The organism is Amycolatopsis heterodermiae (assembly GCF_034929455.1).
Taxonomy (GTDB): domain Bacteria; phylum Actinomycetota; class Actinomycetes; order Mycobacteriales; family Pseudonocardiaceae; genus Amycolatopsis; species Amycolatopsis heterodermiae.
The window spans coordinates 584,220-596,631 of sequence record NZ_JAYFSI010000002.1; the positions used below are offsets into that span (position 1 = coordinate 584,220).

A 12,412-nucleotide genomic window follows, 5' to 3' on the forward strand; every position below is an offset into this window, starting at 1 on the left:
ATATGCTTAGGCATGCCTAAGTCGAGCTCCGGTGTTCCAGGGGGAGCTTGCGCCGGAAAACCGGACGCCGAGCCGGGGTGCGCCACGCTCGCCCGCGCGCTCGGCGGCGACCCCGCCGGAACAGCGGGGCGCATGACGTCGTGGCTGCTCGTCGAGCAGCCCGGAGCGTGGAGCCCCGACGCCCTCGAAACCACCGTCGACCAGGTGTTTCCCGATCGGCAGCTGGACGCCGCCCGGCAGGCCGGCCTGCGTCCGCTGCTCATCCGCAAACCGGGCAGGCACGCGCGGGTGCCGGGCACGCCGCGCACGGTGTTCCTGGCCAGCGGCCGCCCGGGTCGCCGGTGGCTCGAGCGGCTCGAGGTGAACGACCTCGCCGAGCTCGCGGACCTCGACCTCGCCGCCGTCGCGGCCGGGCGTGGCGGCCACGGCGTCCCCGTGTGCGGGCCGCTGTTCCTCGTCTGCACGCACGGCAGCAAGGACATGTGCTGCGCGGTCTACGGCCGGCCGGTGGTCGCCGGCCTGGCCCAGAACCACCCCGGCCAGGTCTGGGAGGTCAGCCACGTCGGCGGTGACCGCTGGGCGGGCAACCTGCTGACGGTCCCGGACGGCTTCCTGCACGGCGGCCTCGGCGTGGCGGATGCCGAGCTGGTGGCCAAGGAGGCCCTGCACGGCAACGTCCGCCTGGAGAACCTCCGCGGCCGCACCTCGGCGGACAGCCCGTCGGCGCAGTTCGCCGAGATCGCCGTCCGCGGCCGCGTCGGCGCGCGGGGCGTGGACGCCGTGCTGGCGGTCGAGGAACACACGCACGGTGACTCCCGGGTGGTGCTGGTGTCCGCGCCGCGGGCGATGTACGAGGTCGTCCTGCGCCGGGTGCCGTCGGCCGGATCGGGCGTGAGCCGCTGCTCCGCCCGGGTCGTGCTGTCCGGGTTCGCGCTGGAGTCGGTACGGCAGATTTCGCTGTCGGGTACCGCGGTCGGCTACGCAGTGTCCTGATCCGCGGCGAAGCTCAGCAAGGTGAGTGAGGGACGCAGGTCGCGCAGCCCGGGCAGGGACGCGAACCTCCGGACGGTTTTCGACCCCAGCAGCCCGTGGCCCAGTGGTAGCGGCAGTTCCTCCGCGGCGGCCACGCCGGGGATCCGCCCGGGCAGCCGGGCGGCTTCGGTGACCGACAGGCTGAAGGGCATCGGCGGCGCGGTGTAGCGGTCCGACATCCGGTAGCCCTTGAGCGTCCGGTCGCGCAGCCACGCGGGGATCGAGTCGAAGAACAGCTGCCCGCCGGGGAACCGCGCGGCGCAGTCGGCGATCAGGGACAGCACCTGCTCGCGTTCGAAGTACATGAACAGGCCCTCGGCCGAGACGAACACGCCCCGCGCCGGATCGGGGACGTCCAGCCAGGAGCGGTCCAGCGCCGAGGCCGGGATCCCTTGCATCCGCGGCTCTTCGGGAAGCAGGCGGCGGCGCAGCGCGATGACGGGCGGGAGATCCACCGACAGCCACTCGACGTCGGGGCGCCCGAGCCGCCAGTAGGTGGTCTGCAGGCCCTCGCCGAGGGCGACCACGGTGGCGCCGGGGCGACGGTCCAGGTAGGCGCGCAGGGCGTTGTCCAGCGCTTGGGCGCGCAGCGGGTGGCCCTGGTTGGGCTTGCCGAACCGCTCGTAGTCGTAGCCGATCGTGCGGTGGAGCTGTTCGGCCAGCGGGTCGCGGAACGCCGAGGCCGGGTTCCGGGACTCTTCGGCCCGGTTGCGCAGGGTCCACAGGCCGGTGGCCGCGACGCCGTCCAGCGTCGCTCCGTCGATGCTTTCCTCGGTCATGACGACTCCCCAGTCGGTGGGTGTGGAACGCCGCAAAGGCGCAAAGAGCTTGCGAGGCAAAGGGATGCCGCCTTGCGGGCGGTCCGGCGGCCGGCGGCGACCTCCGCCGCGGCGGTGTGCTGCAGCCCGATGACGGCGGCGCTGAGCCAGCCGGCGGGCAGCGCCCGGTCGAAGTCACCCGCGCGCTGGCCCCGCCGGATGAGCCGTTCGAGCCGCGGCGGCACGACGTCGTGCGGGTCGTCCCGTTCGGGCCGGGGCACCTGCGCGGTGGGGTCGAGCAACAGGGGATAGCGGCGAAGGAACCGCCAGCCCGCGTCGAGGAACCCGGCCAGCGCGTCGACGGGCGGGGCGGTGTCGAGGCCGACTTCGTCGAGCAGGCCCGCGTACTCGGCGGCCGCGGCCTGGATGAGCGCGGCGAAAAGCGCGTCACGGGACGGAAAGTGCGCGTAGACGGTCTGCCGGCTGACCTCGGCCGCGGCGGCGATCTCCTCCATGCCGGCATCGGCCCGCTCACCGAGCACGACCCGGGCGGCGTCGAGGATGGCGTCGATGCTGCGCCGGGCATCGGACCGCCGTCGGCGGGTCGGCGCGGGATTGTCGGCCATGCGGCCGAGGTTAGCCGCCCGGTGGTAACTCTGACAAGGTGTCAGAGGTAAGTAAGTCTGACGCCGTGTCAGAGAACGTCGGCTCGCCAGGAACGCCGTCGGTTTCGCCGTGCATTCTTTTCGAGTGTGTTGTCCCAGCGGGTGAACTGGGCCGGGCAGGTCCGTCGCCGCGGCCGGCTCGCGTCCGTGATGGGGCCGTACCTGATCGGCGAGTGGTCCGGGGGAGGCCGACGAGCATCGGGTGGGGCTCGTCAAGTCTTGACATCGTAAGTAATACTTATTTACTATCTGACGACGCGGCCGAGGGGTCGCGGTGTCCCCAGCCTGCCTGACAGCCGCCACTGTGGCAGCAGATGAGCCCGATCATCCTGCGTGCAAAGGAGCGGCATGTCCTCGATGTCAGGTGTCCCCGTACGAAGGCGGTCCAGGCCGGTGGTGGTGGCCGTCGTCGCTGCTGCCGCGGCGGCCGGTGTGCTCGCCGTGCCGGCCCAGCCCGCGTCGGCCGCGACGTCCGCGAACGTGTGGCTCACCACCGCCGACCGGGCGAACCTGCTTAAGCAGCAGGGAAGCGTCTCCTTCGGCAGCGGGGGCAGCGGGCCGGTGATCACCGTGAACCCGAACAGCACCTACCAGTCGATGGTCGGCTTCGGCGCGTCCTTCACCGACGCCGCCGCGTGGAACGTCTCCCAATCGCCCCGGCGCGACGAGATCATGAACGCCCTGTTCAACCCGTCTTCGGGCGTCGGCCTCAGCTTCCTGCGGCAGCCGATCGGCGCGACCGACTTCTCGCGCAGCTTCTACACCTACGACGACGGCGCGGCCGACCCCGGCCTGAGCCGGTTCTCCGTCGCCCACGACAACGCCTACATCCTGCCGCTGGTCAAGCAGGCCAAGGCGCTGAACCCGAAACTGTCCATCATGGCCACTCCGTGGAGCGCGCCGGCGTGGATGAAGTCCAGCAACAACTTGGTCGGCGGTTCGCTCAACGACAGCCAGGTCGGCACCTACGCCGACTACCTCACCAAGTTCACCCAGGCCTACCAGGCCGCGGGCGCGCCGATCGACTACCTGAGCGTGCAGAACGAGCCGAACTTCTCACCGCCCGCCTACCCGGGCATGAAGATGACCTCCGGCCAGCAGGTGAACATCATCAACAACCTGGCGCCGAAGCTCCGTAGCGCGGGTCAGGCCACGAAGATCCTCGGGTACGACCACAACTGGGACGACACCACGTTCCCGCAGCAGGTCAACAGCGGCGCGGGCGCCAACGTCGCCGGCTCCGCCTGGCACTGCTACGGCGGCAACCCGAGTGGACAGTCCACAGTACACAACGCCCAGCCGGGCAAGGACATCTTCTTCACCGAGTGCTCCGGCACGGAGTCGGGCAACACGTTCGCCGACTCGCTGCGCTGGCAGGGAATCAACCTCGCCGTCGGCGCCACCCGAAACTGGGCCAAGACCGTGACCACCTGGAACATGGCCCTGGACAACAACCACGGCCCGGTCATCGGCAGCTGCGGCAACTGCACGGGCGTCGTCACCACCAACGGATCGAACGTCACGTACAACGCCGAGTACTACGTCCTGGGCCACCTCAGCAAGTTCGTCCAGCCGGGCGCGGTGCGGATCGACTCGACCGGCTACGGCGACGGCGGCATCCAGAACGTCGCGTTCCGCAACCCGGACGGCACGATCGTCCTCGTCGCGGTCAACAGCGGCGGCACGCAGAACTTCCAGGTCTCCTTCGGCGGCCAGTCGTTCGGCTACCAGCTGCCCGGCGGCGCGATGGCGACGTTCACCTGGCCGGGCACCGGCGGCACCACGCCGCCGCCCACCGGCCGCACCGGCCCGATCACCGGGCTCGGCGGCAAGTGCCTCGACGTCACCGGCGGCTCGACCGTCAACGGGAACCTGCCGCAGCTGTGGACCTGCGCGTCCGGGCCGAACCAGCAGTGGACGCTGGCCTCCGACGGCACGGTCCGCGGTCTCGGCAAGTGCCTGGACGTCACGGGCAGCGGGACCGCCGACGGCACGGCCGTCCAGCTGTGGGACTGCTTCGGCGGCGCCAACCAGCGGTGGACGACCGGGGCGAACGGCGCCTTGGTCAACGCGGGCAGCGGGAAGTGCCTGGACGTCAAGGACGGCGGCACGGCGGACGGGACCAAGCTCCAGATCTGGACCTGCACCGGCGGGCCCAACCAGCGCTGGACGGTGCCGGCGTGACGCTCCGGCGAGGGCTCGCCGTGACGGCGGCCGTGCTGGCCGCGGCCGGGCTGACCGTCACCGGCGCCTCGGCCGCGACAACGGGTGCGATCACCGGCATCGGCGGGAAGTGCCTCGACGTCACCGGTGGCGCCGCGGCCAACGGAACCCGGGTCCAGCTGTGGACCTGCACCGGAGGAGGGGCCCAGCAGTGGTCGGCCGGCGCCGACGGGACGATCACCGCGCTGGGCAAGTGCCTCGACGTGGCGGGCGGCTCCACGCAGAACGGCTCCGCGGTGCAGATCTACGACTGCAACGGCACCGCCGCGCAGCGCTGGACCGCCGACGCCGGCCGCCTGGTCAACGCCGGCGCGGGAAAGTGCCTCGACGCCACCGGTGTGTCCAGTGTGGACGGTACGCCGCTGCAGACGTGGTCCTGCTCCACCGGCGCCAACCAGCAGTGGGTCCTGCCGGCTTCGGCACCGGCCGGCGGGCCGTGTCCCCAGGGCCCGTTCGGGAACCCGCTGCCGTCGCCGGTCGTGGCCGCGACCGCGATCCGGGACGGCTTCAACTTCCTGGAGGGGCCGACCTGGGACGCGGCGAGCCAGACCCTGCTGCTGACGAACATGCACGACGGCACCGGCGCGGAGAACGTCCAGCCGTCGGACATCCTGCGGTTCACCCCGTCGACCGGCGCGTTCACCACGTTCGTCGCCGGCGCGGGCAGCAACGGGCTGGCGCTGAGCCGGGACGGGAAGTCGGTGTACGCCGCGACGCACGACCAGCGCAGCGTCTCGGCGTACGACCTGGCCACCGGGCAGCGGCGGACGATCGCGGCCGACTACCAGGGACGCCTGTTCAACTCACCGAACGACGTGACGGAGGGTGCGGACGGGACCGTCTACTTCACCGACCCGGACTTCCAGCGCGCGAACCGGCCCGACCGGATGTCCGGTAAGACCAGTGTGTTCCGGGTCCGCGGCGGCGTCGTCACGCTGATCGACGACACCATCCGCGAGCCGAACGGCATCGAGCTGTCGCCGGACGGGAAAACCCTGTACGTGGGCGGGAACGCGACCGGGAAGATCTACCGGTACCCGGTCGCCGCGGACGGCAGCACGGGCGCCCGCAGTGATTTCGCGTCGCTGGCGGGGACCGACGGCGGCACGGTCGACTGCGCGGGCAACGTCTACCAGGTGACGTACGGCGACGGGAAGGTCCACGTCTTCTCGCCGGCCGGGCAGGCCCTCGGCATGATCACCGCCGGCCCGAACGCCACCAACCTCGCGTTCGGCGGGCCGGACCGGAAGACGCTCTACCTCACGTCGGGCACCCCGTCCGGCGGCGGTGACAGCGGGAACTTCGCGCTGTACAGCGTGCGGCTGAACGTGCCCGGCTGGCCGTACTGACCGATCGCACCGCACGCCGCTCGGTTCCGGGGCGGCGTGCGGTGCGGTTAAGGTGAACCCTTCGCGGCCACGGAGGGTGAGTGCGGGTGAGGGGTGCCGATCGCGCCGACGACCTGGTCACGCTGGCGCGGCTGGCCGCGGGCCCCGGTGCGGTCGGTGCGGTGCTCGACTGGCTCGCCGGGCGTACGGGAGGGTCGGTGGCGCTGCTCGGTGCCGACGGGAGCACCCTGGCCGGGCGATCCCGTCCGCGCCCTGAGGTCTTGACCGCGGCGGTGGCCGACATGCGCCGCACCGGGACGCCGTCGGCCGTGCTCGGCGGCGAAATGGGCACCATCGACCTCGTCAGCCTCGGTGCGGGGGCGGGACAGCCGCCGTACCTGGTGGTCCTGGGCCGGGAGAAGCACCGGCACGGTGTCCTGCTCGCCGACACCGCCCGGTTCCTCGGCCTGTGCTGGCGGCTGGAGGAAGCCGAACGGACCCGCGAGCAGGTCGCCGTGGCGATGGGACACAGCCGTGAGGTCGTGCTGCACCTGCTCATGATCGGCAGCGTCGCCGCCGCGCGCCGGATCGCCGGGACGCTGGGGCCGCAGCTGCCGGAGGTGTCCCGGGTGTACGTCGTCGAGTGCCCGGCCGGGCGCCGTCCCGAGGTCGCGGACCAGATCGAGCGCTTCGCGCGGGGGCGGGCGTGGATCGTGCGCTGTCCCGTCCGCGCCCGGCACCTGATCGCGCTCGTGCCGTCCGGCCGCGACTCCGCCGAACCCGCCGTGAGCCGGGCGCACCTGAACCAGCTGATCGCCGAGCACGCCCCCGAATCCCGCGTCGGCGCGAGCGAGGAGGTGCCGCTGCGCGAGGCGGCGATCGGCTACGAGCAGGCGTTCCACGCCCTGGCCGTCGCCCGCGGCGTGCCCGGCGGGTACGCCCGGTTCGACCGGCACACCGACCTCGCGCCGTTCCTCGGCGGTGCCGGGCCCGCCTGGGCGGCCGGGTTCCTGGCGCCCTGCCTGTCCCACACCCCGGCGCGGCGGCCGGACCCGGGAGCCGAGGAGCTCCTCGCCACCCTGACGTCCTGGCTCACGTTCGACAGCGGCGCGAACCGGCACCTCAAGATCCACCGCAACACCCTCGCCGCCCGCCTGCGCCTGCTCGGCGAGCTGCTCGGCCTGGACCTCACCCGGGTGGCCGACCAGTCGGCCGCCTGGCTCGCGCTGCGGCTGCACTCCACCCATCGAACGACCACCCACCGCACGACGCCGGGTGAGACGGCGACCCTCGACGAGCTGCTCGCCACCCCGGCGGCGAAGGTCTGGGCCCGGTCCCAGCTCCGTCCCCTCGAGCAGGCCGGCCTCCCGGCCGGCGCCGAGACGATCCGGGCCTGGCTGCGCGCCGACACCCGGCTCCCGGCGACCGCCGCGGCCCTCGGCATCTCCCCGCCGGCCGCCCGCAAGCGCCTGGCGAGGATCGAGCAGGCGCTCGGCCGTTCCCTGCTGCACGCGCCGAGCGCCAAACACGAACTCTGGCTGGCGATGCGGACCCTCGGCCTGCTCTGACGCCGCGCGCGTGGTCTACGGGGCGACGTCCACCGGCGCCATCGGGCGGGCGATGCTCGTGGTGTCCGGAATGGACGGTGCGTCCCACGAGCGGCGACATCATCACGCTCGCCGTGGCCTGTCACACAGTGCGGTGGCTTTCCTCGCGGCGGCTCCGGGGGAGTGCTAACCTGAATTCGTTAGCCGAACGGCTAACGAATTCTCGAGGAGGCGTGATGGCGGGTTCGGTGCTGGTGACCGGCGGGACCGGCTACGTGGCGGGCTGGTGCATCGCGGAGCTGCTCGGCCGTGGGTACGACGTCCGGGCGACCGTGCGCGACGCGAGCCGCGGCGACCGGGTCCGGCGGGCCGTGGCCACGGTGTCGGACCGGGTGGACCACCTGGAGTTCGCCGTCGCGGACCTGACGGCCGACGACGGCTGGAAAGAGGCCATGGACGGCTGCGACTACGTGCTCCACGTGGCGTCACCGCTCGGCGCGGACGCCGCGGGTGCGAAGGACGAGGCGCAGGCGTTGCTCGTCCCGGCGCGCGACGGCACGGTGCGCGTGCTGCGGGCCGCGGCCGCGGCGGGGGTGCGGCGGGTGGTGATGACGTCGGCGGCGAACACCGCCAGCCCGTCCTCCTACGCCGACGACGGCGTCACCGACGAGACACTGTGGACGGACCTCGACGCGCCGAAACTGCTGCCCTACCGGCGTTCCAAGACCGCGGCCGAGCTGGCGGCGTGGGAGTTCATGGACGCTCACGAGGGGCCGATGACGCTCGCCACGGTCCTGCCGGGCGCGGTGTTCGGGCCGGTGCTCTCGGCCGGCACCCTCGGTTCGGTGCAGATCATCGCGCGGCTGCTGTCCGGCGCGATGCCCGGCACCCCGCGCATCGGGCTGGAGGTCGTCGACGTGCGGGACCTGGCCGACGTCCACGTCCGGGCCATGACCGCGCCCGAGGCGGCCGGACAGCGGTTCCTCGCGACGGGGGAGTTCCTGTGGATGCACGACATCGCGCGCATCCTGCGTGACGGCCTCGGCGAGGCGGGCAGCAAGGTCCCGACGCGCAGGCTGCCGGACATCGCGGTGCGGGCGGCGGCGCTGTTCGACCGCTCGCTGCGCGACATCATGCCCGGCCTCGGCCGCCGCAACCGGCACAGCATCGCCAAGGCGAAGCGGCTGCTGGACTGGTCGCCACGGCCGGCGGAGGTCAGCGTCCTCGACTGCGCGCGCAGTCTCATCGAGCACGAGGTGGTGGGGAAATGACCGTTTCGCGGGCCCAGGAACCCCTGCGGGACACGCCGTTCGACGCCGCGTCGACGGCCGAGGAGGTCGCCGCCGGGATCGACCTCACCGGCAGGGTCGCGGTCGTCACCGGCGGGCACTCGGGCATCGGTCGGGAGACCACCCGGGTGCTGCGCGCCCGTGGCGCGGACGTCGTCGTCCCGGTCCGGGACCCGGCGAAGGCGGCGGGCATGCTCGAAGGCGTCGAGGGCGTGGAGATCGACCGGCTCGATCTCGCCGACCCGGAGTCGGTGGACGCGTTCGCGGCCGGTTTCCTCGCCGGCGGACGGCAACTGGACATCGTGGTGAACAGCGCGGGCATCATGGGCGTGCCCCTGACCCGGGACGTGCACGGCCACGAGTCGCACTTCGCGACCAACCACCTCGGGCACTTCCGGCTGACCGCGCGGTTGTCGCCGGTGCTGGCCCCGGACGCCCGCGTGGTGTCGGTGTCCGCGGCGGCGCACCGGCTGTCGCCGGTCGTGTTCGACGACGTGGACTTCGAGCGCCGCGAGTACCAGCCGATGCTCGGCTACGGCCAGTCGAAGACCGCGAACATCCTGTTCGCGCTGGAACTGGACCGCCGGGGCATCCGGGCGTTCTCCGTCCACCCGGGATCGATCGTCGAGACGAACCTGAGCGGCTGGGCGGCACCCGAGACACTGCGGGCGATGAAGCTCGTCGACGAAGACGGCAAACCGGTCATCGATCCCTACTCGGGCAAGAAAAACGTGCCGCAGGGCGCGGCGACGAGCGTGTGGTGCGCGGTCAGTCCCCAGCTCGACGGTTTCGGCGGGGTGTACTGCGTGGACAACAACATCGCGCCGGTGGCGGCGGAGAGCGGGCCCGACGCACGCAGCCACGGCACGGCCGAGATCCCCACGGCGGGCGTGTCCCCGCACGCGACCGACCCCGGCGCGGCCGCGCGGCTGTGGGAGCTGAGCGAGCGCCTGACCGGCGTCGCCTTCCAGGCGCGGCTGTGATCGCTGCGGGTGACCAACCCTCTCGTTGCGCAGGCGCAGGACTCCATGAGTCGGCGGCCGACCTGAAGTCGGCCACCTGCCGGGCGAGTGGTCCCGTGGCGAGACCCGGCTCGGGTCACCGGCCGGGAGCCGCCGTGGTGCGGGCCGGGCACTGCTGGGGGCGGATTCGGTTGCCGGGTAGGTAATCCTTTGGCGTGCCTGAAATTTCGTGCCAGTGGGAACCACCACCGCGGCTTAGGGCCGGGTGCCCGTCGACAGAGCTGCCGCCGTGGCTCTCACTGCTTCTACGATCCGCTCCAGCACCTCCGGGGTCAGGCGGTAGCTGGGCACCGACACATTCACCGCCGCCAGTGGGGCGCCGCGGAAGTCCAGGACCGGGGAGGCCACTGCGGTCAGGCCGATCTCGTTCTCCTCCGCCGCGACCACGTACCCCGCCGCGCGTTCCTGGCGTAGCCGCTTCAGCACGGCCGCGATGGTCAGTGGGGCGTGGCGGGTGCCGGGCAGCCGGCCCGGGCGCATCCTCAGCAGGGTCGTGACCTCGTCGTCGGACAGGCCGAACAGCAACGCTCGCCCGCTGGACGTGCAGTTCAACGGCGTGCCCCGGCCGACCCACTCGCGCGCCTGGACGCTGCGGCCGGCCTGCTCGCTCAGCACCGTCAGGGCCGCGTCGCCCTCGCGGACGGTCAGGTACGCCGCCTCGCCCAGCTCCTGGACCAGCGCGCGCAGCGCCCGGGGCGCGTCCTGGCGCAGGCGGCTGTCCCCGGCCGCGCCGGCCAGCGCGTAGAGCCGCCAGCCGAGGCGGTACTCCAGGGACTTCGGGTCGCGCTCGGCGAAACCCTCCTCCAGCAGCACCTTCAGCGTCCGCGAGATCTGCGTCTTCTCGGCGTCCAGCGTTTCGGCGACCGCCTGGACGCCCAGCGGTCCCGAACCGAGCGCCCGCAGCACTTCCAGGGCGCGGTGCACGCTGGTCAGACTGTCGTTCGCCATCGGCCCAGTGTCCGGCCGCCGTGCGCGGAGCGCAACTGCGATTGAGATCCCCGCACGGGCCGACCTAGCGTGAGGGTCATGTGCGGAATCGTCGCGTGCTACACCTCGTCCCCCGAAGCGATCACCTCCGACGTCGTCGCCGCCGGCCGGACCATGCTCACCCGGCTGGCCCACCGCGGTCCCGACGACACCGGCCAGGCGCGCGTGGGCGCGCAGGCGTGGCTCGGGCACAACCGGCTGTCGATCGTCGGCCCCGCCAACGGACGGCAGCCCCTCGGCGACCCCGGGCCGTGGTCGCTGGTCTGCAACGGCGAGATCTACAACGACGCCGACCTGCGCGAAAGCCTGCCCGGCCACGACTTCACCACGGCCTCGGACAGCGAATCCGCCCTCGCACTGCTGAACGGGCGCGGGCCCTGGGCCTTCGACCGGCTGGAGGGGATGTGGGCGCTGTGCGCGGCGACGCCGGACGGCCGGTTCGTCGCAGCCCGCGACCGCCTCGGCATCAAACCCCTTTACTGGGCGGAAATCGGCGGCCTGCACTACTTCGCGTCCGAGATGCGCGCCTTCCCGGTCGACGTCCAGCACGCGGTGGCGATGTTCCCGCCCGGCTGCTGGTGGACCCCGGCCGACGGCCTGGTCCGCTTCGCGACCGCCGTCACCGCCGCACCTACCCAGGACGGCTTCACCGCGGCGGAACTGGAAAAGCGGACGCGTGACGTGCTCGTCGACTCGGTCCGCCGGCACCTGATGGCCGACGTCGAGGTCGGCGTCTTCCTTTCCGGGGGACTGGATTCCAGCATCGTCGCCGCCGTCGCCGCGGCCGAGTACACCCGAGAAGGACGGCGGTTGAAGACGTTCGCCGTCGGCGTCGACGGGTCCGCCGACCTGCTCGCGGCCCGTGACGTCGCGGCGTTCCTGGGGACGGACCACTACGAAACGGTTTTCGACGCGGACCGGGCCGTGGCCGCGCTCGACGACGTCGTCGCCTCCGTCGAGTCGTTCGACGCCGGCCTGATCCGCAGCGCGGTGCCGAACTGGTTCCTCGCCGAGCTGGCTTCACAGCACGTCAAGGCGGTGCTGACCGGCGAGGGCGCGGACGAGCTGTTCGCCGGCTACGGCTACTACCACGAACTCCACCGCGACCCGGCGGCCCTGCGCCGCGAGCTGCGGCGCACCATCGAGCTGCTCCACGGCCTCAACCTCCAGCGCTGCGACCGCGTCACGATGGCGCACGGCCTCGAGGCGCGCGTGCCGTTCCTGGACGCCCGGGTGGTCGACCACGCGATGTCCTTGCCGGACACCGTGAAGTCGCTCGAAGCCGACGGCCTCGAGAAGGGCCACCTGCGCCGCGCGTTCACCGGCTGGCTGCCGGAACGGCTGCTGTGGCGGCCGAAGCTGGAGTTCGGCACCGGCAGCGGCGCGGCGGACCTGCTGACCCCGTACTGGAACCAGCGCATCGGCGACGCCGAACTGACCGAGGACCCGGCCACCGGCCTGCGGTCCAAAGAGGAACTGGCCTACTACCGCGCGTTCCGCCGCGCGCTGCCGGAGGTCCGCCCGGACGCGGTCCTGACCCGGTTCGCCGTCGCCTGAGCCG

At 72.6% G+C, this 12,412-nt stretch carries 10 protein-coding genes; 7 read left to right on the forward strand and 3 right to left on the reverse strand.

Features of this window, described 5'->3' with window-relative positions:
* Window positions 1-12: 12 nt before the first annotated feature.
* On the forward strand, window positions 13-993 hold the full coding sequence (locus VA596_RS13035; RefSeq protein WP_323326631.1) for a sucrase ferredoxin: 981 nt from the start codon (window positions 13-15) through the stop codon (window positions 991-993).
* On the opposite strand, the gene VA596_RS13040 is transcribed toward VA596_RS13035, so the two are convergent.
* Both VA596_RS13040 and VA596_RS13045 read right to left on the reverse strand, forming a co-directional pair.
* The gene (locus VA596_RS13040; RefSeq protein ID WP_323326633.1) at window positions 978-1,811 is read right to left on the reverse strand and encodes a class I SAM-dependent methyltransferase; all 834 of its coding nucleotides are present in this window, start codon (window positions 1,809-1,811) and stop codon (window positions 978-980) included. The two genes, VA596_RS13035 and VA596_RS13040, sit on opposite strands and share 16 nt — an antisense overlap.
* Complete coding sequence (locus tag VA596_RS13045) at window positions 1,808-2,416, reverse strand: TetR/AcrR family transcriptional regulator (protein ID WP_323326635.1); 609 nt, start codon at window positions 2,414-2,416, stop codon at window positions 1,808-1,810. The genes VA596_RS13040 and VA596_RS13045 overlap by 4 nt, the downstream gene beginning before the upstream one ends.
* 438 nt (window positions 2,417-2,854) lie before the next feature.
* On the opposite strand from VA596_RS13045, the gene VA596_RS13050 reads away from it, so the two are divergent.
* From VA596_RS13050 to VA596_RS13070, 5 genes are all read left to right on the forward strand, one after another.
* Complete coding sequence (locus tag VA596_RS13050) at window positions 2,855-4,639, forward strand: ricin-type beta-trefoil lectin domain protein (RefSeq protein ID WP_323326637.1); 1,785 nt, start codon at window positions 2,855-2,857, stop codon at window positions 4,637-4,639.
* Complete coding sequence (locus tag VA596_RS13055; RefSeq protein WP_323326639.1) at window positions 4,636-6,027, forward strand: SMP-30/gluconolactonase/LRE family protein; 1,392 nt, start codon at window positions 4,636-4,638, stop codon at window positions 6,025-6,027. The genes VA596_RS13050 and VA596_RS13055 overlap by 4 nt, the downstream gene beginning before the upstream one ends.
* Window positions 6,028-6,113: 86 nt before the next feature.
* Window positions 6,114-7,574, forward strand: a complete 1,461-nt coding sequence (locus tag VA596_RS13060; RefSeq protein ID WP_323326641.1) for a helix-turn-helix domain-containing protein — start codon at window positions 6,114-6,116, stop codon at window positions 7,572-7,574.
* Between the two features lie 215 nt (window positions 7,575-7,789).
* On the forward strand, window positions 7,790-8,824 hold the full coding sequence (locus tag VA596_RS13065) for an NAD-dependent epimerase/dehydratase family protein (protein WP_323326643.1): 1,035 nt from the start codon (window positions 7,790-7,792) through the stop codon (window positions 8,822-8,824).
* Window positions 8,821-9,825: an SDR family NAD(P)-dependent oxidoreductase gene (locus VA596_RS13070; RefSeq protein ID WP_323326645.1), complete on the forward strand. Its 1,005-nt coding sequence runs from the start codon at window positions 8,821-8,823 to the stop codon at window positions 9,823-9,825. The genes VA596_RS13065 and VA596_RS13070 overlap by 4 nt, the downstream gene beginning before the upstream one ends.
* 234 nt (window positions 9,826-10,059) lie before the next feature.
* Here the strand turns inward: VA596_RS13070 and VA596_RS13075 are convergent, their stop codons facing one another.
* Window positions 10,060-10,812, reverse strand: a complete 753-nt coding sequence (locus VA596_RS13075; protein WP_323326647.1) for an IclR family transcriptional regulator — start codon at window positions 10,810-10,812, stop codon at window positions 10,060-10,062.
* Between the two features lie 78 nt (window positions 10,813-10,890).
* On the opposite strand from VA596_RS13075, the gene asnB reads away from it, so the two are divergent.
* Window positions 10,891-12,408 carry an asparagine synthase (glutamine-hydrolyzing) gene (gene asnB / locus VA596_RS13080; protein ID WP_323326649.1) on the forward strand — a complete coding sequence of 506 codons (1,518 nt, stop codon included), beginning with the start codon at window positions 10,891-10,893 and terminating at the stop codon, window positions 12,406-12,408.
* The last annotated feature ends 4 nt before the right edge of the window (window positions 12,409-12,412 follow it).